Raw genomic sequence first — 25131 nt, 5'->3', positions numbered from 1 at the left:
ATAGCAATAATGAATTACTTCAAAGTCATAATATTCTATTGTTTGTTTCAAATTTGCGGAACATTATTATTTGCACAATCACCAACAATACAGGTTGATTTAAAAAAGGAATTGGGTGAAATGAAACCTGTCTGGGCATGGTTTGGTTATGATGAACCAAACTATACCTATATGAAAGATGGGAAAAAATTATTATCAGAGATCGCTGCATTAAGCCCGGTGCCTGTTCATGTAAGAGCACATAGTTTATTGGTTACAGGGGATGGAAAACCCTCATTGAAATGGGGAAGTACCAATGCATATACAGAAGATGCTAATGGAAAACCTGTTTACGACTGGAAAATCATTGATAGCATTTTTGATACTTATGTACAACGCGGAATGAAACCGCTGGCACAAATTGGGTTTATGCCACAGGCATTATCTACTAATCCTGATCCATATAAACATAATTGGAAACCCGGAGATCAATATTCTACAATAATTTCCGGCTGGGCTTACCCCCCGAAGGACTATAACAAGTGGGCGGAACTTGTTTTTCAATGGGTGAGACATAGCGTTAATCGTTATGGAAAAAAAGAAGTGGAAAGCTGGTGGTGGGAATTATGGAATGAACCCAACGGCTACTGGAAAGGGACACAGGAAGAATTTTTTAAACTATATGATTACACAACCGATGCAGTAAAAAGAGCTTTACCAACTGCAAAGATCGGTGGAATAAATATTGCAGGAACTGCCGGTGCAGGTGCACAACAATGGATGCATGCTTTTATAAAACATTGTTTTTCGGATACCAATTATGTAACAAAAAAGATCGGTGCACCTGTCGATATGATCTTATTTCATGCCAAAGGATCGCCAAGAGTAGTAGATGGTCATGTACAAATGAATATGGGAAGACAATTATCGGATATAAATGCCGGTTTTAAATTCGTAGCATCTTATCCTCAATTAAAAAACCTTCCTGTAGTAATTGGTGAAAGTGATCCCGAAGGTTGTGCAGCATGTGGTATGAAAACAAATCCTTCAAACGGGTACCGTAACGGAACGATGTATTCAAGTTATACAGCAGCTTCTTTTGCCAGGAAATATTTATTGGCGGATTCTTTCAAAGTAAATTTTTTAGGCGCTGTTACCTGGGCATTTGAATTTGAAGATCAGCCCTGGTATTATGGTTTCAGGGATTTAGCTACTAATGGAGTTGATAAACCAGTATTGAATGTTTTCAGAATGTTTGGAATGATGAAAGGAAAAAGAGCAGAAGTAAAAGGCAACCAGATGTACGATCTGAAAACGATGGTGGATTCAAGCGTAAGAAGATCATATAATGATGTTGGCGGGCTGGCAGCTAAGGATAAAAAATCGGCAACAGTAATGATCTGGAACTACCATGATGATGATGTGATGAAAGCTGCATTACCTGTAGCAGTAAGTATTGATGGGTTGCCTTCGACATTAGTAATACTTACACAATACCGCATTGATGATGAACACAGCAATTCATATGAAGTGTGGAAGAAAATGGGTTCGCCGCAAAGTCCGACTGCAGAACAGATTTCAACATTAGAAAAGGCAGGCCAGTTACAAACGATCGGCAAATCTGAAAAATTAAAAGTTATATCAGGTAAACTATCATTAAGTATATCATTACCGCAACAGGGAGTTTCTTTGCTAAAGCTGGATTGGTGATTTAATCAAATAAAAATTTTTCACAATGAAAAAATATTTAGTTGTCGTAATATTTTTTACAGAAATATTATTGTCAGTTACGATTCATGCTCAAATCGGAAAACGTTTCCCATCTGAACGTAAAGAAGTTATTGATCCTGTTACTGGCACCAAACTTTTATTTCTTACCAGCACACAAAGCGGTGATTCAAAAATTTATCAAACACATAATCAATGGACATCTGACGGGCAGTGGCTTATTTTTCGATCCAATCGTGTAAGAGGCGAAGCGATGGCAGTGAATGAAAAGACAGGAGATATTGTGCAGGTTACAGAAGGTGGTTACACAGGCATGCTGAATATTGCACGCAAATCAATGAAGTTGTATTTTATGCGTAATCCAAAAACTGATACGATCCCAACTACGCCGGGAGATACAGCTCGTCGTCGTGTACAAAGCCCGGTTCAAATTATAGAAGTGGATCTTGAAAAATTATTTGCCGACAGCAAAGCAGGGACATTAAAAAAGGGAGATGTGTACCAACGCATTTGTGGTACTACACCAAAGGAGTTAGGTGCAGGTGGTGATATGGCACTTGATGGTGATGAAGAATGGGCTTATTTCCGTGTAGGTGTGCAAGAAGCAACAAAGCATTTAGCTCCGGATACGAAACTGGAAAAGAATTTTGGTCCACGTAATATGGGGGCAGGGCCATATGGTATTGCAGGCATGAATATAAATACCGGTGAAATAAAATATGTCATCTCTGTTCCTTTTCAGATCGGGCATATACAAACCAATCCATGGGTAGGTGGCGAAATTGTTTTTTGCTGGGAGACCGGCGGTAAATCACCACAACGTACATGGACGGTGATGAGTGATGGTTCAGGTCTTCGTCCGCTCTATCCCGAATCGGAATATGAATGGGTAACACATGAAGCGGTTACTGGTAAAGATGAAGTAGCTATTGCGATCATGGGTCATCGGAAAATTCCCGGAACGAATAAAACTGCTGAAGCAGGCACACCGGTGAGTGGCGCTAATCCAGGACAAGAAGCTGCATGGGGTCCTTCCGGTACAAGAGAAAAACCAACTGGCCTTGGAATTGTAAATCTTCGTACGAGAGAGATGATAATTGTAGGTCAAACAAAAAGTGGAAGTGGCCTCTGGCATGTAAGTGCTTCACCAGATGGGCGATGGGCCGTAGGTGATGATTTTGCAAGAAATATTTATTTGATTGACCGGCATACAAGTGAAATGATGTTGCTTTCGGCCGGGCATAAAACAACTGCAGCAGATCACCCGCATCCAACAATGAGTCCTGATGGCACAAAAATCCAAATTCAATCAGCGATGTTATCTGCTGATAACAGGAGCATGAATATTTGCATTATTCCTGTTCCGGAAGAATGGTTAAAGAGAGCTTATAAATGAGGATATGAAAAGATTAATCAAATATTCTCTTTCAGTTACACTGTTTTTGTTATTGCTAAACATAGACAACGCAAAAGCACAGCTACTCAATATTAAAAACGATATATTCTGGAAAACAAAAGACGATCGTCCGATTTACAGCCAGGGTGGTGGAATATTCAAATTTGCAGATCCGGTAACTGGTGAAAAAAAATATTACTGGTATGGCGTTCATTATAAAGAAGCCGAGACTTATCGTAACGATCCATCGGTAACATTACCCAATGCTACATTTGAAACGGTAACCTGTTATAGTTCTACCGATTTGATCAACTGGACATTTGAAGCGGATGTATTCACTAAGGAAGAGGCATTTAAGACTATCCCGAAGACATGGGTGGGGCGTTTGGGTGTTGCCTATATCAAAGAGTTGAATAAATATACAATGGTAGTTCAGCATGGTAACCAGGTGCTGATTACTGTCGCTGATTCACCAACGGGTCAATTCACATGGCATCAGCGAATAAACATGAAGGATATGATTGGTACTACAAACACTGGCGATCAGACGATTTTTACAGATGAAGAAAGCGGAAAATCTTATCTAATTTATTCTTACGGCAGTGGAAGAAATAAGATATACGTTTCAGAAATTGGTGTGAAGGATGGAATGGTAAATCTGTTGGACTGCACAAAGGTTTTTCAGGGAGAAAGCAGGGAAGGGAATTGTATGTTTAAATACAAAGGCAAATATTACATGGCCGCATCTAACATTTATGGATGGGATGCTTCTTATGCTTATTACCTGGTTGCCGATGATATTCGCGGACCTTATTTACCAACAAATGATATGCAAGTGATGAAGGGAAGTGAAAATGATTATGCACATGTAACTCAAACTGGATTTTTCTTTAATGTGAAAGGAAGCAAACAGGAAACTGTTATTTACTGTGGTGACCGATGGGCTGATTTTGCAGGAAATGGATTAGGTTATAATCAGTGGTTTCCGCTTTCTTTTGATGGAAGCGTTCCTTATTTTAATTCACTCGGCTCCTGGAATATAAATGCAAAAACAGGCGAATGGAAAGTTGGCAGGGATAATAATTATGTAATGAATGGAAGTTTTGAAGCAGATAGAAGAAGAATTCCAAGCCATGTGAAACCTGTACAAGAGCATTTGCTGGGTTGGATCACAACAGTTTTGGATGGCAACAAAGTTTCTCTCGATAGCAATAATTCACCGGTCTTGAATTATTTCAATACACAAAATGATCGGAATATTGTAATTGGGGAGAAAAGCTTACAGATAAACGATAAAGTCAACTTTAAACGAAAAGTATCACAAACAATAACTTCATCACCTTATGTAAAGTTGGAAGACGGTGATTACTTATTAACTGCCAAAGTGAGGAACAGCAGTGGTTTTGTCAGACTTGAAATGTATGCTGAGAGTAATGGTAAAATATTTAAGTATAATATAAAGAATGAAAATGCGGGTTGGATAGCAATTAAAATTGAACATATAAAAATAAAGAATGGAAAAGCAGAGATCGGTTTTGAAGCAGAAGCTGAAGCAAATGCTTTTTGTTATGTGGATGATGTAGTGTTGGTTAAAAATTAAAATGTAACATGAAAAGAACTTCAATATATTTTGCTGTGATATTTTTATTTAGCAATATAACTTATGCGCAGAATGACAATAGAATAACTGACACGACATTTCAAGCAAATGGAAATCCCATTATTCGTCATAAATACACTGCCGACGCGGCAGCACTGGTTTTTAAGGACAAAGTTTATCTCTACACCGGGCATGATATAGCTCCGCCAAAAGAAAACCGTTATGTAATGCATGAATGGTTATGCTTTTCAACAACAGATATGGTAAACTGGAGAGAACATCCTTCACCATTAAATGTAAAAGCATTTAAATGGGCTAAAGATGATGCCTGGGCCAGCCAGGTGATTGAACGCAATGGAAAATTTTATTGGTTTGTTGCAATCACTCACGACAGTACACATAGAGGAAAAGCGATCGGTGTCGCAGTCAGTGATAGCCCAACTGGTCCTTTTAAAGACGCAATTGGCAAAGCACTTATTACAAATGATATGACCACTGAAGCAAAGATCAGTTGGGATGATATTGACCCAACTGTTTTTATTGATGATGACGGGCAGGCTTATTTATTCTGGGGCAATACCACTTTGCATTATGTAAAGCTGAAGGAAAACATGATTGAAATGGATGGTAATTTTAAAAAGATTGATCTTCCAAAATTTACAGAAGCTCCATGGGTCCATAAAAGAAATGGTTGGTACTATCTTTCTTATGCTTATGAATTTCCGGAGAAGATAGCCTATGCCATGAGCCGCAATATCAATGGTCCCTGGGAGTATAAAGGGATACTGAATGAAATTGCAGGCAACAGCAATACCAACCACCAGGCAATTATAAATTTTAAAGGAAAGAATTATTTCATTTACCATAATGGAGCACTTGTACCAGATGCAGGCAGTTTTCACCGCTCAGTTTGTATTGATTATCTCTATTATAATAAAGATGGGACTATAAAGAGGATAATAATGACTTCTGAGGGTGTAAACCCTGTAAAATAGCAGGACTGTACAGGACACAAAAAAGCACCTGAAGGCCGTACTTTATAGACTAAAGATTGCTTGAAATGAAACTCCAAAATTTTCCTGTTGCAGCATTGCTGACTGCAATGATTTTTACTTGCATCTCTTCTTTTGTTCTTGCCCAACCAGTAATGGAAACCGGCGGACAAAAAATGCCCGATGAGTGGATCGATAAAGACACACATCATAAAATAATTAAGCTGTCAAGAATGGAAGGCAGCAGCTATAGTTTTTACTTTCACAACAATCCTTTCATCGGGAATAAGATGGTTTTTTATAATACTTCCCCGCAAAAACCAGAAGAGCAAGCAGCCAAAGTAGAGATCAGTAATACCAGTGCAAGAAACCGCCAAATATATTGGGTTGATTTAAAGACCCTGAAAATCGATCAGCTTACAAATCACGAGACTGCAATGAATGGTGAGATCGTTTCAGCAAAAACAAAAGAAGTTTTTTTCCAGGTAAAGGATAGTGTGTTTTCTGTAAATGTGGATACAAAAAAAGAAACTTTGGTTTATGTTTTCCCGAATGATTTTAAAGGTACCATAACTGCTGTTAATGCTGATGGCACTTTGCTGGGCGGTGCTAAAAGCAGCGATGAAGAAAAAGAGTTGTTCAAAAAGTATCCAAACAAATCAAGTTATTTCAATATCATTTATGAAGCGAAGCTTCCACGTACATTATTTACTATTAATACAAAGACCAAACAGCTTGATAAAGTACATTCAGACACTGCATGGCTGAATCATGTGCAGTTTTCAGCGACCGATCCTGATCTATTAATGTTTTGTCACGAAGGACCCTGGCATAAAGTGAATAGAATTTGGACGATCGATGTAAAAACAAAAAAGATAACCCAGATCCATAAAAGAATAATGGATATGGAAATAGCAGGACATGAATGGAGCAGCGCGGATGGAAGTATAATCTGGTATGACTTGCAACAGCCACGCAACACAAACTTTTTCATAGAAGGCCACAATGTAAAAACGGGAGAAAAAACAAAATACGAGTTACAAAGAGATGAATGGAGCATTCATTTCAACAGTACAAAAGACAATAAATTATTTTGTGGTGATGGAGGTGACCCAGGTCAGGTTGCAAAAGCAAAAGATGGCATGTGGATATACTTATTTACACCTAGTGGTAATAAATTTGTTTCGGAGAAGCTAGTTAACATGAAAAATCATAAATACAGTTTAGAACCCAATGTGCATTTCAGCCCTGATGAGAAATGGATTATATTCAGAGCCAACTTTGAGGGAGAAACAAATGTGTATGCAGTGGAAGTGAAACCCCATACCCCTAAAGGGGATTAATGGAGAAGTCTATTCGTTTGTAAAGTTCTTAAAGCCCCGTAGGGGCTTAATATTGGTAGCACCGAAACCCGGTGTAAGGAATAATGATACACGAAGCGAACCCCTTAGGGGTTCAATATTTTCTTATGGTGAATGAATGCTTGATAAAATGGCGAATAATTGATATGTGTTGAATAGAATTGTTGTAGTACAAGAGTGCGACGCAACAAAAGTTTAATAGTAGCACTAAGCTGGTAAACAAAATAAAAATTTCACTTTGAAAAAGATATTCATCATTTGTTTTGTAATCTTCTTTACAACAGATATTCCTGCACAAATAAAATGGCCGGCCATAACACAACAAACAAAACCATGGACAAGATGGTGGTGGGAAGGAAGTGCCGTAAATAAAAAAGATCTGACATGGTGCATGGAACAATACCAACAGGCAGGATTGGGTGGCATGGAAATAACACCGATATATGGAGTGAAAGGTGCAGAAGCTCAATTCATAAATTTTTTATCACCGAAATGGGTGGAGATGCTGCAATATAGTTTGACTGAAGGAAAAAGATTAGGTCTTGGTATTGATATGGCAACAGGTACCGGCTGGCCTTTCGGCGGACCATGGGTTCAGGATAAGGATGCGAGCAAATACATAGCTTTTAAATCCTATTCATTGAATGGAGGTGAAATGCTGAAAGATACTGTTCAATACAGGCAGGAAAGTTTTGTTCGCACTGCCAATGGTAAACCACTAAAAGTGGATCAGGTTTTAAATCCCATAACAGCAAATAAGAACTTACAGGAAATGGCATTGGACCAGGTGAGATTTGATGTAATGCTGCCATTAAAATTGCTGATGGCTTATGATGAGAAAGGAAAATCAATTGATGTAACAAAGAATGTTGTGAATGGAAAATTAAAGTGGACGGCTCCTGCGGGTAATTGGAGACTCATTGCTTTGTTTGAAGGGCTGCATGGTAAAATGGTTGAAAGAGCTGCACCCGGTGGTGAAGGACGAGCTATTGATCATTTTAACGGGCAGGCATTAAAAAATTATTTATCAGAATTTGATAAAGCATTTGCAGGAAAAGATATTTCATCATTGCGAAGCTTTTTTAATGATAGTTATGAAGTAGATGATGCAAGAGGCCAAAGCAACTGGACACCAGATCTTTTTAATGAATTTAAAAAGCGTCGTGGGTATGATCTGAAAAATGAATTGCCAGCTTTATTTGCAACCGATAATTCCGACAGGCATACAAGAGTATTGTATGATTACCGGGAAACTATTTCTGATCTGCTATTGGAAAAATTTACACAGCCCTGGCACGCATGGGCAAAAGCAAAAGGGAAATTGATCCGTAATCAAAGTCATGGTTCGCCTGCAAATATTCTGGATCTCTATGCAACGATTGATATTCCTGAAACAGAAGGAACAAATCTTACCCGGTTTAAGTTTGCTACTTCATCAGCACATGTAATGGGTAAGCCATTGGCATCTTCAGAATCTGCTACATGGTTGAATGATCATTTTCTTTCTACTCTAGGTGATGTGAAACTGATTCTCGATAAATATTTTCTCGGAGGAGTTAATCATATTTTTTATCATGGCACTAACTACTCTCCGAAAGATGAACCGTTTCCCGGTTGGTTATTTTATGCAGCGGTGCATTTTACACCTGCCAATCCTTTCTGGAAAGATTTCGGTACGCTGAATGCTTATGCGGCAAGATGCCAAAGCTTTTTGCAGGCAGGTAAACCATCGAATGATGTGTTATTATATTTTCCTTTTGCTGACAGAAACAATCTGCCGTCGAGAGGCGGTATGCTGCATCATTATGATGGTATGGAAGGTTTTGAGGGAACATCATTTAATAAATCAGCAGAAGAAATGCTGGAACTGGGTTATAGCTGGGATTTGATAAGTGACCGGCAAATTCAATTGTTGCAAGTTGTGAACGGTAAAATAAAAGCACCGGGCGACGATTATCAAACTCTTGTTTTAAGCGGAGTAAAATATTTACTGTTAACTACTTTGCAGAAATTAGTTTCATTGTCAAAAGCTGGAGCACAGATCATTTTTCATGATGGTGTTCCCAAAATGGTTCCGGGACTGAGTGATATTGAGAATAAACAAAAACAGTTTGATGCGTTAATTGGACAAATAAAATTTGAAACTACAAATGCTCCCGGTATTAATAATGCCAAATTGGGTAAAGGAACACTCTGGGAAGGTAAGGAACTGAAGTATTTACTGGCCAATGCAGATGTACGTCATGAAAGATATCTCGCAGAAGAAAAATTGAAATGTATCCGTAGGAAAATTGCCGGAGGCGAATATTATTTTATCACGAACGACGGTAAAGAGACTTTCAATAATTGGGTTTTACTGAATACGCCAATACAATATGCTGCATTGTATGATCCTATGCTGGAAAGAAGCGGTGTAGCAATGACAAGACAAGGGGATGCGAATACGCTGGATATTTTTTTACAACTGGCTCCCGGCGAATCATGCGTGGTGCAAACAGGTCCGGCAAAGTTCAGGGGAGCAATGTTTCCATATGCCAAGGTTGCAGGCGATGCTGTAACAATCAGTGGTGACCCGATAGCTATCGGGTGGAAGCTGAATTTTATTTCAGGCGGCCCTACACTACCAAAAGAAACAATAGTGGGTCAATTACAATCATGGACGGACTTGGCTGTAGAAGGAGTGAAAGAATTCTCAGGCACTGCGCAATACAGCATCAGTTTTAATAGGCCTGCTGGTAATCCCAGTTCATGGTTATTGAATTTGGGTGATGTAAAAGAATCGGCAACTGTAATATTGAATGGCAAAAAAATAGCTACACTGATCGGGCCTTCATATACAGTGGCAATTACACCAAACTTAATAAAGCCTGTTAATGACTTGCAGGTAATAGTAACCAATGGTATGGCTAACCGCATCATTGATTTGGATAAGAAAGGTATTCAATGGAAAAAATTTTATAATATAAATATGTCAGCACGGTTGGCGGAAAACCGTGGGGCCGATGGTTTATTCACCGCTGCTAAATGGCTACCCAAACCTTCAGGATTACTCGGACCCGTAACACTTACACCAATGAAATTTGAATGATGAGTAAACTTTTAATGCTTTTTATTTTTTGTGTTTCTTCAATAAACATATTTGCTCAAAAGAACGCTGCACCTAAACCTTTATATGATGATCCCGTTTATCATGGTGCTGCTGACCCGGTGATTATTTACAATAAAGCAAAGAAGAAATGGTGGATGCTCTACACCAATCGCCGTGCTTCTATCCAGGATTCAACTGTGCAGTGGGTGCATGGAACAAGAATAGGTATTGCAGAAAGTAAAGATGGAAGAACATGGAAATATGTTGATACCTGTAATATTAATTATCATGTTGATGAAGGCTATACTCACTGGGCGCCGGATGTGATCGAGCATAAAGGAACTTATCACATGTATCTTACTTATGTACCCGGTACATTCAAAGATTGGAACCATCCAAGAGTTATTATTCATCTTACCAGTAAAGATCTAAAAAACTGGAACTACCAGTCAACGTTGAAACTGGTGAATGAAAAAGTAATTGATGCTTCTGTGTTTAAAATAAATGATACGCTTTGGCGGATGTGGTATAATAATGAACGGGATGGAAAAAGTATCTGGTATGCTGATAGCAAAGATCTATACAACTGGACTGATAAAGGAAAAGCAATTGCAGCAAGAGGGGAGGGTCCTAAAACATTTTACTGGCAGGGGAAATACTTTATGATCGTTGATGCATGGAAGGGAATGGAAGTTTATTCAAGCAGTGATCTCCTCAACTGGAAAAAACAAGATTCAAGAATTTTGGAAAATCCCGGAAAAGGAAAAGATGACCAGGCCATTGGCGGGCATTGTGATGTGGTGGTAAATGAAGGAAGGGCTTTTGTGTGTTATTTCACACACCCCGGCCGAAGCAAAGCGAATCCTGCTCCAAGAGGTTCCTTTGATGATAAACGAAGTGTGATACAAATAGCTGAATTGAAATATATAAATGGTGAAATTATTTGTGACAGGGATGAACCAACACAGATAAAACTAAAACGATAATGAATGCTCAGGGCAGTTTTTATATTTTGCTTATTACAGTATACTCATGATTTGACTGCACAACAGAAACAATTTGTTGTTTCTGAAACTGCATCGACAAACTCATTCCCGGTATTTACTACATCGACGATTTCTTCCATTTGTATAGATAATAATGATGCTAAAGTAGTTTCCATTGCAGCTGATGCATTTGCTAAAGATGCAGAACTGGTTTCCGGTAAACAAATGCAAGTGAGTAATAGTATCCAACCGGGAACAGTGAGTATAATCGCAGGCACGATTGGCAAATCAAAATTCATTGATGAAATGATAAAGCAAAAGCAGCTTGATGTGTCTTCTGTTAAAAACAAATGGGAATCCTTTATCATAAAAGCTATTGATAAAAATAAACTGGTTATTGCTGGCAGTGACAGAAGAGGCACAGCTTACGGCATTTTTCATTTGTCAAGGCTGATGGATGTTTCTCCCTTTGTATGGTGGGCAGACGTATTACCTGTAAAGAAAAAGCAGTTATATGTTTCAGGTTCTTATATTTCAAAAGAACCATCCGTTCAATATCGCGGTATTTTTATTAACGATGAAGATTGGGGGCTGCAACCATGGGCGGCAAAAAATATGGATACGGATATAAAAGATATCGGTCCGAAAACCTATGCAAAGGTTTTTGAATTGTTGTTGCGGTTAAAAGCAAATTATATCTGGCCGGCTATGCATCCATGCACTAAAGCTTTCTATTACTACAAAGAGAATCCTAAAGTTGCAGATGATTATGCAATAATTGTTGGCAGCAGTCATGCAGAACCGATGTTACGTAATAACGTATTTGAGTGGGCAGTGAATTTTGAAAATGAGTATGGAAAGAAATCCGGTGAGTGGCGCTATGACACAAATAAGGATATAGTTTATAATTACTGGAACGACCGTGTTAAGCAAGCTACAAACTTTGAATCAGTTTTTACAGTAGGTATGCGTGGTGTGCATGACAGTGGTATGCCCGGGCCTAAAGATGCGGATGAGAAATTAAAACTGCTTGAACAGATCATTACTGACCAACGACAGATGCTGCAGAACAATTTTAAAAAACAGCCAGATAAAGTCCCGCAAATTTTTGTTCCTTATAAAGAAGTGTTGAGTTTGTATCGTCGTGGAATGAAACTGCCTGATGATATCACTATCATCTGGCCCGATGATAATCATGGATATATCCGCCAGTTACCGAATGAAGCAGAGCAAAAGCGGAGCGGTGGTCATGGGGTCTATTATCATTTATCTTACTGGGGTAGTCCGGCTGATTATTTATGGCTTTCTTCTATGTCACCTGCATTGATTGGCTATGAAATGAAGAAGGCTTATGATTACAATGCAAAAAAACTATGGGTGTTTAATGTAGGTGATATTAAGCCTGCTGAACTAGAAATGCAGTTTGCTTTGGATATGGCGTGGGATATTACAACTTACAATGCTACCAATCCTGATGTTTATATTCACAAATGGGCAACGGAAACATTTGGTAGTAAACCGGCGGCGGATATTGTACGAATTAAAAAACAATATTATCAACTCGCTGCATCAGGGAAACCAGAACACCTGAATATGTTGAAGTTTACAGCAAAAGAAATTTATCAAAGACTGGAAGCTTATCAGAATTTGTATGAGATGACGGATAGTTGTGCTGGAAAGATAGATAAGGATCTTACAGATGCATTCTTTCAATTAGTCAAGTACCCGGTTGAAGCTGCGGTCTTGCAAAACAAAAAAATATTATACCAGCAGTTAGCTGTGCAGCTGTTTAGGAGAAATAAAATTGATGAAGTAAAAGAAAACCTGCAGTTGGCGCAGCAGGCTTATCAAATTATTCCTGAAATAACGGAACGATACAACCGGTTTATTGCAAAAGGGAAATGGAATGGGATCATGAGCTGGCATCCACGTGACCAGAAAACATTTGATGCGCCACCTGTTTTTGACAGTTTGAAAATAACTGTAGATTCTACTTTGATGAAAAAGGAAATTAAAGAAGCACAAAGGGTACAGATTATTACTGCGCAGCAGGTATATAACACTAAAGCTACTACTGGTTGTTTACTTCTGCCGGGTTCAGGTATTAGTAATGCGGGACTGGTTCCATCTGTTAACGCAGCAAAATCTGTTATTCAGTATAAAACAACTTTAAATGCTGGTGTGTATAATATTATTGTAAAATGTTTGCCCACATTTGCAATGGAGAATGAACAGAAATTGAATTATAGTGTTTCATTAAATAATGATGCAATTCAGACTGTGAATGTAAATGCTGAAGCAGATTCACCTGTATGGAAGGAAAATGTGCTGAGAGGATTTTCAATTGGAGAGACGGTTCATATGCTGAGCACAAGCGGCACAGCTACTATTACAATTCAATTACTTAATAAAAATATTATTATCAACCAGGTTGAAATTTATAAAGTACAATAAGATGCGCAACTTACTATCAGGATTATTCCTGCTTTGTGCCGTTGTTTCTTCGGCACAACAGAAGCAAATACAGTATCTCAGCGGCACCGATGCCACACATACGATGCAATGGGATTTCTTTTGCACGGCAGGTCGAAATAGTGGCGAATGGAAAAAGATACAAGTGCCGAGCTGCTGGGAGCAGCAAGGCTTTGGCAATTATAATTATGGCCGTGATTATAAAACCAATGGAAAGAATGCAAGGTTTTATGATGAGCAGGGAATGTATAAATACCAGTTTAAAGTGCCTGCATCCTGGAAAGGAAAAAGTATCAATATCGTTTTTGACGGCAGCATGACGGATACAGAAGTAAAGATCAATGGTAAGTCAGCAGGAGATATACATCAAGGAGCTTTCTATCGTTTCAAATATGATATCACGTCACTTTTATTTTTCGATAAGCCAAATACATTGGAAGTAACTGTAAGTAAAATGAGCAGCGATGCCAGTGTAAATAATGCTGAGCGGTTAGCCGACTATTGGGTGTTCGGTGGCATCTTTCGTCCGGTGTTTCTTGAAGCAATGCCAAAACAATACATAGATTATGTTGGTATTGATGCAAAGCATGATGGAAAATTTGCCATGCAGGTTTGGAAAAAAGGATTGTCTCAAAATGCTTTTGTTGTTACCACCATTACAGATTCAAATAAGAAAGTTATTGCCTCGGCAAAAACTCCTGTTGCTAAGGCTGATGAAAATATAATTGTAAATACTCAGGCTCAAAATATCAAGCAATGGACTTCAGAAACACCAACCCTTTATAATGCGAATATTGTGTTGCAGGATGCAGCTGGAAAAAAATTATATGAGCTGAATGAAAAATTTGGTTTCAGAACTATTGAGATACGTTATGGCATGGGTGTTTATATAAATGGGACACAGGTAAAGTTCAAAGGAGTCAATCGTCATTGCTTCTGGCCAGAGACAGCAAGGGCATTAAGCAATGAGAATCAATTAACGGATGTTTTGCTGTTAAAAGAAATGAATATGAACGCCGTTCGTTGTTCTCATTATCCTCCGGATAAATATTTTTTACAACTGTGCGATTCACTGGGCATTTATGTATTGGATGAACTGGCTGGCTGGCAAAAATTTTATTCATCAAAAGCCGGTGAACCGCTGGTAAAGGAAATGGTATTAAGAGATTTGAATCATCCTTCCATTATTTTCTGGGATAATGGTAATGAAGGCGGCACGAACAAAGACCTTGATGATGATTTTGTAAAATGGGATTTTCAAAAACGTCCCGTTATACATCCGCATCATCGCCCCGGCAACCAGTTCAATGGTATTGATTGCAACCACTATGAAGATTATTACAGCACACAGAAAATCCTAAACGATTCACTCATTTATATGCCCACTGAATTTTTACATGCACAGGATGATGGCGGTGGTGGTTCAGCGATGCAAGATTTCTGGGAGCTCCATTGGAAATCACAAAAATCTGCCGGTGGTTTTATCTGGGCAATGGTGGATGAATCGGTTGTAAGAACAGATTTAAATGGTATGCTGGATGCAAATGGCCTGAATGCAAATGATGGCATTCTTGGCCCGCACCGCGAAAAAGAAGGAAGCTTTTATGCATTGCGTGAAATTTTTTCTCCTGTTAAGCTTTCTTTATCCAATCAGTTGCCTTCAAATTTCAATGGAGAAATTGAACTTGAGAACCGGTTTCATTTTCTGAACACCAACCAGTGTACTTTTTATTGGGCATTGGTGGATTATAGCAAACCCTTCGATCGTTTTGATGGCTATGTTGTAAAACAAAAAGGAGTTGCGTCATCGCCAAATATATCCCCTGTTCAAAAGGGCAGCCTGAAAATTAATTTACCTGCTGATTATAAAAATTATGATGCGTTGGTGATCGTTGCAAAAGATAATTTTGGAAAAGAAATTTATAAATGGACTTCAAAAATAAAGGATAATGCTTCTTTGCTGCAAAACTTCGTTACACTAAAGAATGATTCAACATTTTTAAAAGAAACTGATACAGTTTATACGATCACAGGAGGTGAAGTAAGTATAGTGCTGGATAAAAAAACGGGCAGCCTTGTTACAACAAGAAATACGGCCAACGATTATGTGTTGTCATTTAACAATGGTCCTGTGCTGGTAAAAGGAAATGCAGCAGTTGTTTCGTCTAAAGCATACAAAGAAGAAAATAGCCAGGTGGTAGAGTTTACGTACAGCGGCAATATGAAATATGTAAAATGGAAAATGAATGCCAGCGGGTGGACAACGATGGAATATGAATATAGTATTGAAGGAGATCAACCATTTGCAGGTATCAGTTTTAATTATCCTGAGAATTATGTTTTGTCAAGCCGTTGGTTGGGTAAAGGCCCGGCACGACAATGGAAAAACCGGGTAGCTGGTACACCAATTAATGTATGGCAGAATATTTATAATAATACACATACCGGCTATTCGCCGGTTGTATATCCTGAGTTCAAAGGTTATTATGGAGAGGTTTCGTGGATGGAGCTTAGTACTGTGCAGGGTAAATTATATATCGCTAGTCCCGATACTGGTTTATTTGTCCGCCTCTTTGATTTTTATGCATTGAGTGATGCAATTAAACCGCATCCCGAAGTTCCTTTAGGTAATATTTCGTTTTTAGATTGTATTCCGCCGATTGGAACAAAGTTAGCAGTTGGTCTCACTACCAATACAAGAGTGTATGGCCCGCAAAGCGAATTGAATCATTTAAGTGGCAATAAAAAACGTACGTTGTATTTTTATTTCGGTATGCCAAAAACAATAAACAGCAAGGAGCAATATAGCAGACCGAAGGTTGATGAAGTATTTTAATTTTATTATGAACCAAACTGGATTACTACTATTAAACATCGTTGCGACGCTCCGTTCAAGTTTCTCTTCGCTATTCAGCAATAGCGTCGCAGTTTACCCTGAACTTGTCGAAGGGTCGCACACTTGTACTTCCTGTTCGCTATTGAACAAAGAGGTACGCTATCAGATATTAAAATGAAGAAATTATTTTTCTTATCAGTTTTATTATTGAGGTTCTCATGTACCGAAGCTCAGATCAAAGTCGATACAACCTTATGGCATGGAAAGGAGAGAACGGTTCATTACTATCCGCAAGGAACTGATTTTGTCTGTGAAAATGGTAAACTCCGTTTCAACCGTGCATTATATGGAACCAATACAGCTTTCAGAGTTGAAGCAGGCGATTTGCCTGAGTTCGCTATGTATATGCCCGGTATGGGAGGTAATCTGCGTTTTGCATTGATGAATGCCGATAAAAGAAAATGGTTGATTGAAGCGCAAAGTATAAAGACCATTTACAGGGCGGGTAGTATGTTATATGAGATCGAAGATCCATTACTCGGCAATGGAAAGCTATTTATTTCTGTATTGGCTTTAAGCAATGCAGAAGGTATGGTGGTTAAAATAAGATCAGAAAATATAACAGGCGATGTTCAGTTGTTATGGATATACGGCGGCGCATCAGGCAAAAAATTTTCAAGAGATGGTGATATTGGTGCTGACCCTGAATCATCTTTTTATTTGAAAGCTGAAAACTGTTCCGATAATCGCTACCAGTTGCTGAATGAAAAATTTGTTCTTACCTATGGCACAGGCAAAGTACTGACAGAAGAAGAACGGTATGAAATTCAAACTAAACCTGAGAGTCAGCTTACAGGTGAGATAGGTAATGCAAAAAAAATAACAGGGTTTTATCCATCTTCTTCATCTGCCAGGTTGATTGATGCCTCCAATCCGGAAAGGATTTTTAATCCACTTGACTCGGCTAAAAAAGACTTTTGTGTTGGAGGTAAATTGCAATTAAAAAATGTTGAAGAATATTTTCTGTTACACAATACAGCAACTCCAATTACGAAAAAAGCTGATCAGGAATTTAATGATGCCGAAGCAGTAAGAAAAAAATTGGCAGACAGAATTAAAATAAATACCCCTGATAAATATTTAAATACACTCGGTGCTGCATTATCTGTTGCTGCTGATGCTATCTGGGAAGAACCAACTTATATGCATGGCGCTATTGCCTGGCGTATGCGTTTGCCCGGCTGGCGGGGTGCTTATGTTGCTGATCCTCTTGGTTGGCATGACAGGGCAAGAACACATTTTGATGCGTATGAAAAATCACAGTTAACAACACCTGCAACAAGCGGCGTAGTGATGGATACTGCTTTAAATCTTGCAAGACATTTAGAAAAAATAGGCACACAATTATTCAGTGAAGGATATATCACCCGCAATCCAAATGGTTATATAGGTGCCCATCATTATGATATGAATCTTGGTTTTATTGACCAGTTGCTCAATCATTTTAATTATACAGGTGATATTGGGTATGTAAAAAAGATGTGGCCTTTACTGAAACGGCATCTTGCATGGGAAAAGAAAAATTTTGATGCAGATGGCGATGGCTTATATGATGCGTATGCAGCTATCTGGGCAAGCGATGCTATGCAATACAGTGGAGGAGGAGTTACTCATTCAAGTGCCTATAATTATCGTGCATTTAAAGAAGCTGCAAGATTGGCAAAACTGATCGGTGAAGACGGGGTGGCTTATGAAAAAGAAGCAAACAAAATATTAAATGCTATCAACAAAAACTTGTGGATGCCAGAAAAAGGTTGGTATGCAGAATATAAAGATTTACTCGGAAATAAATTACTTCATCCTGCTGCTGGTTTGTGGACCATTTATCATGCAATAGACAGTAAAGTGCCTGATGCTTTTCAAGCATACCAAAGTTTAAGATATATAGATAAGCAGATTCCGCATATACCTGTAATTGCAAAAGGTTGGGATGAAAAAGATTTGTACTTGTTAAGCGAAACTAACTGGCAACCTTATACATGGAGTTTGAATAATGTAGTATTTGCTGAGAATCTTCATACAGCTTTGGCTTACTGGCAGGGTAATAGAAATGAAGATGCATTTAAACTCTGGCGCAGTACTATTTTAGAAACAATGTATTTAAGTTCAAGCCCCGGAAATTTTCAGCAATTAAGTTTTTATGATGCAATACGGGGCGAATTATACAGGGACTTTGCAGATGGATTAGGAATGACAGCAAGAACTTTAGTGGAAGGTTTGTTTGGCATACAACCCGATGCGTTGAATAAACGATTAGTGATAAAACCGGGTTTTCCGGCAGCATGGGATAATGCATCCATACAAACGGCGGATATTAGTTTCGATTTTGTGAGAACGGGAGATAAAGAAGTTTACACAATCAAACAAAATACTTACGGGCATCTTGGTTTGCAATTGATCCTTCCTGCTTTGAAAGATAATATTGCTGAAGTATTTGTTAACGGTAAACCGGTTAAATGGAAGCCTGTTCAGAATACAATAGGGAGACCGTCTGTTGAGATTAATGTACCTGCGGGTGAAAACTATAGTATTGTTATTAATTGGAGGGGAAATAAATTAAGCCAGTTATTCTATCGTAAACAATTATACAATTATGAAAAATTGGTAGTCGATTCTAAAATTTTATCCGGGTTTGAATTATATGATCCGCAAAAAGTGCTTAGAGAAGTGTCAACAGGTAAAAATTTCCTTTCTGCCAGGTTCACAGAGAAAGGAGGGCACAAAACAATTTTTATAAAAACAAAGCAAGGTGCATTTACATGGTGGCAGGCTTTGGATATTTATATTACAGAAGAATATCCTATTGCTGAAGTAACGCCCATAAATGAAAAAAGACTTTTTGAAAAAATTGATTTGACTCCATCTTTCAACGATCCAGTAACACAGATTTTTAAAAACAAGTATCTCTCACCAAGACCAAAATCGCCAACGCTTCAATTGCCAACACAAGGAATTGGAAATTGGGCTTACCATTCTGTTCAGGTAAATATTTCAGATAGCGGATTAAGAACAATAGCTGGAACAAAAAATGAATTCATTACTTCAACAGGTATCCCTTTTCAGACACCCGGTACTACAAACTCAAAAAATATTGTATTCACTTCCATGTGGGACAACTACCCGGATTCAATTATCATTCCTTTAAAAGGAAATGCATCACATGCCTATTTCCTCATGGCAGGTAGCACCAATCCAATGCAGAGCCGGTTGCTCAATGGAGAAATTATTATCAGCTACACAGATGGTACTTCAGATCATCTTGAATTGAAAAATCCAGAAAACTGGTGGCCCATTGAACAGGATTATTACACTGATGGATTTGCTTTTACGACTGATGCACCAAAACCAATTCGCATTTCATTAAAAACAGGAAAAGAAATTCCCAAAGATTATAAATACACATCTATACGTGGTTTTTCAAACTTTGGTATTGATGGTGGTGCTGCAACAGTACTTAGTATGCCATTGGATAGTAAAAAGAAATTAAAGGACCTTGTTTTGAAAACAGTAGCCAATGATGTGGTTATCGGACTGATGAGCATAACACTGCTGCGATAAATCATACCTCTTTATCCAATAAGTTTTTAAATTTTATATTGAAGAAAAAATATTTTGTGCAACGACATTGATAATTTCTTTCCAGAACTTGCTAAAATATTTTTAGTATAAAAATTCCCCGACTGTAATTGATTTTTTTTTGCATTCAAAAAAAAATAAACTCTTTATAAAACAGGATGAAACAGGATAGTTTTTGCTATGGCACAAGTTAGGTTTGAAATACTAAAACTTGCTGTATGACAAAAACTGTTAAGACAATTTTTGCGATTCTGGTTTTTCTTTTGCCATTATTTGTATTGGCACAGGAAATAGTAATTAAAGGAAAACTCACTGATGAAACAGGTATGGGCATTCCCGATGTCTCTGTTACTTTAAAAGGAACAGCTGTTGTTACCAAGACTGATGCTTCAGGAAGTTTCTCAATCGCCGTTCCCGGAAATCTGAAGAACGCTCAGTTGACTTTTACCCATGTAAGCTACATGGAACAAACAATAAATGTTTCAGGAACTGAAGTGTCATTAACCATGCAAAAATCTACCACCCAATTGGATGATGTGGTTGTTATTGGTTATGGTACACAAAAGAAGAGAAATGTTGCTGGCGCAGTCAGTAAACTGAAAAATGAAAATTTTCAGGAAAGGGCTATCACCCGGGTAGACCAGGCATTGGTAGGACAATTGGCGGGTGTAAGAGTAAAGCAAAATACAGGCATACCCGGAAAGGCTTTTAGTATTCAGATACGTGGTTCAGGTTCTATCAGTGGAGGCAATGAGCCATTGTATGTATTGGATGGGTTTCCATTATCAGTTAATTCAAGCAATACCGGTAATGGTACTTTTACAACTGGTAACCCACTAGATAATATTAATCCCAACGATATTGAAAGCATTGAAGTATTGAAGGATGCTGCTGCGGCGGCTATCTATGGTTCAAGAGCATCCAATGGTGTTGTGCTGATCAACACCAAACGTGGCCGCACTGGTAAGCCTGTAGTTGACCTGGCTATTTATGGGGGATATAATGAAGCTTCTAAAAAACTGCAGATGATGAATGGCGACCAGTGGATTGAAAACGCCACGGAATTTATTAATGGAGCATACGTAGCCAAATACGGATCTGTTGGTGCAACCGCCAATGATGATCAAGCGACAAGGCTGGCAAAAAACGGTGGACTCTTTGATGCTAATTATATTCTTGATCCCCGATGGGCAATGCCCGGACATCCCGGTTTGGCATTTATAGACTGGCAAGATGCAATAGAGAGGAAAGGTAAAATGCAGAACTACCAGATTTCTGTCAGCGGTGGATCAGATGTTATAAAATATTTCATGTCTGGAAATTATACAAACCAGGAAAGCTTTATTCAGAACGTTGGTTACAAAGCATATTCACTCAGGGCAAATCTTGATATCGCCGCCTCTAAAAAATTAAGATTTGGTGTGAACATAGCGCCTACTTATTCCGAAACACAGGATCCGGGCATAGACGGACAAAACGCCATTTTTCACCAGATTCTAAGTCATTCGCCTGTGCAGGAAGATACGGTTGGCTTATTCACCAATACAGGAAAAAACCTGATCTATCTCTATAGTAATTCAATCATGCCATACGGCAGGTTAATGTACAGCAAAGGAACCACCAAAAGGTATCGTACAGTGGGTACAATTTATGGCGATTTACAAATTACCAAACAATTGAGTTTTAGATCTTCTGTCAACTTAGATAATACGGATAATATTGCCAACACCTATGTACCCTATATAATCGTTGGCAACGGTACTAAAGGAGTAAACGGGCAGCCCGATGTAAACCCGCGGATCTTTACCGGGTCCAACAATCTGCTTGCCAGCACCAGCGGCACCTATAACAGTTACCGGAGACAAACCTTTGTAAATGAAAACACCCTTACTTATAATAAAGTATTTAAACAAGTGCATAGCATTAATGTACTGGCAGGCTTTGCTTATAACTACGATCTTTTGGACAGGGCGACCATGAGTTCAAACGGAGGATATACCAGTGCTGTTATACAAACCTTAAATGCAGCAGCAGCTGTTACCGGTAATACTACATCAACTAAAAGTGTTTTGATCTCTTATTTCAGCCGGCTGCAATACGCATTCCAGGATAAATATTTTTTATCAGCAAGCTTACGTAGGGATGGGTCGTCACGGTTTGGCGTCAATAACCAGTTTGGTACATTTCCATCCATTTCTTTAAAATGGATAACAAGCGAAGAAGGATTTATGAAAGGACTCTCTTTTATCAGTGACCTGAAATTAAGGGGATCTTATGGGGTAAACGGAAACAATAATTTGCCGAATGATTACGCCAGCCTCGCCACGATTGGTTCTGCAGGATATGTACTTGGTGCACCTGCAGCAGTCATTGGCCAGGCGCCAAACGTATTGGCAAACCCCGATCTGAAATGGGAAAGATCTGAAACCTATGATATAGGTTTTGATTTCGGGCTATTCAAAAACCGGATAACCGGTTCTTTCGATTACTACAATAAACTAAATACAGACTTGTTATTGAATGTACAGGTTCCGTCAATAACCGGTTTTACATCTTATCTCACTAACATCGGTTCAGTAAGAAATGTTGGTGAGGAATTGGAATTGAACAGCCGCAATTTGGTTGGAAAATTTCAATGGACCACTTCCCTGAACATCACTCATAATACCAACAAAATTGAAGCACTTGCACCGGGACAAACTCAAATCATAATACCCCAGGGTAATAATGTAACCTCCCAGATTTTACGTGTAGGATATGCTTTAAACAGTATTTATGTTTTGCAAACCATTGGGTTTTTAACACAGGAGGATATTAATAAGAATGTTGCCCGTTACGGAGCAGAACAGGAAGGTGACTTAAAATACCAGGATACAAATGGTGACGGTGTAATAACTGAAGCAGATAAAGTAATAGTGGGACATCCAAACCCTGATTATACATATGGTATCACGAATACATTCCGGTATAAAGGTTTCGATCTGAATGTGCTGGTGCAAGGTCAGTGGGGGGGCTCTATTTATTCAGAATTAGGGAGAGCTCTTAACAGGCCCGGCCAAGGGAAGTCCGATAACCATACTGCAGACTATGTAGACAGGTGGCGATCGCCAACTAACCAGGGCGACGGAAGGTATGGAAAGACGTTTTCTAATTATTACAGCCCGATTACTTCCGCAACTGATAATTTATTCTCATCAGATTATATACGTGTACGCAACATAACACTGGGTTATAATTTGAAGACTTTGATTAAAACTAATTATATACATGGTGCAAGAGTGTTCTTGACGTTAGAAAACTTCTTCGGCCATGATAAATACAGCAATGGTCTGAACCCCGATGCAGTGAATACCAGTTCAAGTTCCAATGCAGCATTTCCGGCAGCGGGTGATTATGGCGGTATACCACTGCCAAAAGCATTGATATTCGGACTAAACTTTACTTTTTAATCACCCCTAATTTTTAAAAAAATGAAAAAAATATCATTCATCTTAATAATAGCGACCGGCATCTTAGCATCCTGCTCAAAAGATTTAGACCAGGTACCACTATCAACGGCAACCACTCCAACTTTTTATCAGCAACCAAGTGATTTTATACAAGCTGTTAATGCAGCTTACAATTCACTGAGGGGCTACCCCGACAGGCAGTTATTCCTTTCTGAAGTAAGGTCAGATAATATTTATCCAACCAACGATGTTGCCCGCGACCCTGATCCTATCAATAATTTTTCCACTGGCATTGCAGCTAATGTGTATGTGGAAGAAGCATGGACGGCAGATTTCAATGGCATCTTCAGGGCCAACACGGTTATTGAACAAATTGTCAAAAACAATACTTACGTCGGTTCTGCAGCTTTGGCAAACAGGTTAACGGCTGAAGCAAAATTTCTCCGGGCCTTTTATTATTTCGACTTGGTTAAGTTATATGGGAAAGTTCCGGTTATTGATCGTACGGTGACGGCTGCCGAAGCAACCACGATTGCACGTAGTTCTGTTGTTGATGTATATGCACTCATCATTGCCGACCTCCAGTTTGCAATAGCTAATTTGCCGGCCAATTACAGCGGTGTATTTCCTGCTTATACGGCAACCGATATTGGAAGGGCTACCAAATATGCTGCCGAGGCAACACTTGCAAAAGTTTACATGACCCGTTCGGGCCCTACGTATGGCATTGAAGGACCTGGTTTGGGGCTAAATGAATGGAGCCTTGCATTGCCTTTGTTGCAGGATATTATCAGCAACGGTCCTTTTGTCTTCAATCCACTTCCATATAGTTTTCCTACACCTGCTGCCGGCATTTTCTCTTATACCAATCAAAGCCCGGGACACACGACGGGTAACAGAGAAGCCATATTTGATGTAATGTATATTGGTGCTCAAAACCCTGTTTTAGGAGCTACCCATCCCTGGCAGCTTGTTCCACAAACTTATTTCAATATTTTAGGCAGCAATAGCACGGCATTAAACGGGGCTCTTGGAACGCCATCGGTATCGGCTAACCTCGTAGCTAGTTATGCAGTTGGTGATACACGAAAGTTGCCCTTTATTCACACAACAACTTTTGGAAGCGACACAAAGCCTTTCTTCAGAAAATACCTGGATACAACCAGGATATCAACAGCCAGCCGTTTTGATTGGCCCGTCAACTTCATCGCCATCCGGTACACCGATATACTCATGCTAAAAGCCGAGTGCATCTTACACGGCACTACCGGAACACAAGGTGATGTTGACGGTATTGTCAGCCAAGTGAGGGTAAGGGCCGGTCTGCCTGCTGTTACCAATGTTACACTGGCGCAGTTGTTTGATGAACGCAGAAGAGAATTTGCTGGTGAAGGTTTACGGTGGTTCGACCTGCAAAGAAGTGGCAATCTGATAACAATCATGGATGCGTGGAAAGCTGTGGAGGATGCTGCTCTTCACAAGATCAACCCGATAACAGCAAATCATATCATATATCCTGTTCCGCAAACACAGATGGATGCAGTACCCGGCCTATACATACAAAATCCCGGGTATTAAGAATTTCGCATAGCAGCAATCCAGTAACCT

Annotated in this window: 12 protein-coding genes; all 12 read left to right on the top strand. The window is 38.9% G+C overall.

Going from position 1 to position 25131, the window contains the following annotated elements:
* Window positions 1–9 precede the first annotated feature (9 nt).
* Window positions 10–1689 (top strand): beta-xylosidase, encoded by a 1680-nt coding sequence (locus E6H07_01055; protein ID TMI64535.1) that lies wholly within the window; start codon window positions 10–12, stop codon window positions 1687–1689.
* 25 nt (window positions 1690–1714) lie between these two features.
* Window positions 1715–3103 carry a hypothetical protein gene (locus tag E6H07_01050; GenBank protein ID TMI64534.1) on the top strand — a complete coding sequence of 463 codons (1389 nt, stop codon included), beginning with the start codon at window positions 1715–1717 and terminating at the stop codon, window positions 3101–3103.
* Between the two features lie 4 nt (window positions 3104–3107).
* Window positions 3108–4703 carry a beta-xylosidase gene (locus E6H07_01045; protein TMI64533.1) on the top strand — a complete coding sequence of 532 codons (1596 nt, stop codon included), beginning with the start codon at window positions 3108–3110 and terminating at the stop codon, window positions 4701–4703.
* A gap of 8 nt (window positions 4704–4711) precedes the next feature.
* The gene (locus tag E6H07_01040) at window positions 4712–5698 is read left to right on the top strand and encodes a glycoside hydrolase (protein TMI64532.1); all 987 of its coding nucleotides are present in this window, start codon (window positions 4712–4714) and stop codon (window positions 5696–5698) included.
* Between the two features lie 65 nt (window positions 5699–5763).
* Complete coding sequence (locus E6H07_01035; protein TMI64531.1) at window positions 5764–7038, top strand: hypothetical protein; 1275 nt, start codon at window positions 5764–5766, stop codon at window positions 7036–7038.
* A gap of 304 nt (window positions 7039–7342) precedes the next feature.
* Entirely contained in the window at window positions 7343–10144 is a 2802-nt protein-coding gene (locus E6H07_01030) for a glycoside hydrolase family 2 protein (GenBank protein TMI66431.1), read from the top strand.
* Window positions 10144–11130: a glycosyl hydrolase gene (locus E6H07_01025; protein TMI64530.1), complete on the top strand. Its 987-nt coding sequence runs from the start codon at window positions 10144–10146 to the stop codon at window positions 11128–11130. Before E6H07_01030 ends, E6H07_01025 begins: the two co-directional genes overlap by 1 nt.
* A gap of 3 nt (window positions 11131–11133) precedes the next feature.
* On the top strand, window positions 11134–13584 hold the full coding sequence (locus E6H07_01020; protein TMI64529.1) for a hypothetical protein: 2451 nt from the start codon (window positions 11134–11136) through the stop codon (window positions 13582–13584).
* Between the two features lies 1 nt (window position 13585).
* Entirely contained in the window at window positions 13586–16438 is a 2853-nt protein-coding gene (locus tag E6H07_01015; protein TMI64528.1) for a glycoside hydrolase family 2, read from the top strand.
* 174 nt (window positions 16439–16612) lie between these two features.
* Window positions 16613–20056: a DUF4450 domain-containing protein gene (locus E6H07_01010; protein TMI64527.1), complete on the top strand. Its 3444-nt coding sequence runs from the start codon at window positions 16613–16615 to the stop codon at window positions 20054–20056.
* A 236-nt stretch (window positions 20057–20292) separates the two neighbouring features.
* Window positions 20293–23523 carry a TonB-dependent receptor gene (locus E6H07_01005; protein ID TMI64526.1) on the top strand — a complete coding sequence of 1077 codons (3231 nt, stop codon included), beginning with the start codon at window positions 20293–20295 and terminating at the stop codon, window positions 23521–23523.
* A gap of 21 nt (window positions 23524–23544) precedes the next feature.
* Window positions 23545–25101, top strand: coding sequence for a RagB/SusD family nutrient uptake outer membrane protein (locus E6H07_01000; GenBank protein TMI64525.1), 1557 nt, complete (start codon window positions 23545–23547; stop codon window positions 25099–25101).
* Window positions 25102–25131: the final 30 nt, after the last annotated feature.

This window comes from Bacteroidota bacterium (genome assembly GCA_005882315.1).
In the GTDB taxonomy this organism is placed as follows: domain Bacteria; phylum Bacteroidota; class Bacteroidia; order Chitinophagales; family Chitinophagaceae; genus VBAR01.
The sequence above is the reverse complement of the archived record's forward strand: the minus strand, read 5'-3'. Positions and strand labels throughout refer to the sequence as shown.

What these genes read in the sequence shown, in the direction of transcription:
- E6H07_01035 (TMI64531.1), top strand. Translation starts at nt 5,764, where the DNA reads ATGAAACTCCAAAATTTTCCTGTTGCAGCATTGCTGACTGCAATGATT.
- E6H07_01055 (TMI64535.1), top strand. Translation starts at nt 10, where the DNA reads ATGAATTACTTCAAAGTCATAATATTCTATTGTTTGTTTCAAATTTGC.
- E6H07_01040 (TMI64532.1), top strand. Translation starts at nt 4,712, where the DNA reads ATGAAAAGAACTTCAATATATTTTGCTGTGATATTTTTATTTAGCAAT.
- E6H07_01010 (TMI64527.1), top strand. Translation starts at nt 16,613, where the DNA reads ATGAAGAAATTATTTTTCTTATCAGTTTTATTATTGAGGTTCTCATGT.
- E6H07_01000 (TMI64525.1), top strand. Translation starts at nt 23,545, where the DNA reads ATGAAAAAAATATCATTCATCTTAATAATAGCGACCGGCATCTTAGCA.
- E6H07_01050 (TMI64534.1), top strand. Translation starts at nt 1,715, where the DNA reads ATGAAAAAATATTTAGTTGTCGTAATATTTTTTACAGAAATATTATTG.
- E6H07_01005 (TMI64526.1), top strand. Translation starts at nt 20,293, where the DNA reads ATGACAAAAACTGTTAAGACAATTTTTGCGATTCTGGTTTTTCTTTTG.
- E6H07_01020 (TMI64529.1), top strand. Translation starts at nt 11,134, where the DNA reads ATGCTCAGGGCAGTTTTTATATTTTGCTTATTACAGTATACTCATGAT.
- E6H07_01025 (TMI64530.1), top strand. Translation starts at nt 10,144, where the DNA reads ATGAGTAAACTTTTAATGCTTTTTATTTTTTGTGTTTCTTCAATAAAC.
- E6H07_01045 (TMI64533.1), top strand. Translation starts at nt 3,108, where the DNA reads ATGAAAAGATTAATCAAATATTCTCTTTCAGTTACACTGTTTTTGTTA.
- E6H07_01015 (TMI64528.1), top strand. Translation starts at nt 13,586, where the DNA reads ATGCGCAACTTACTATCAGGATTATTCCTGCTTTGTGCCGTTGTTTCT.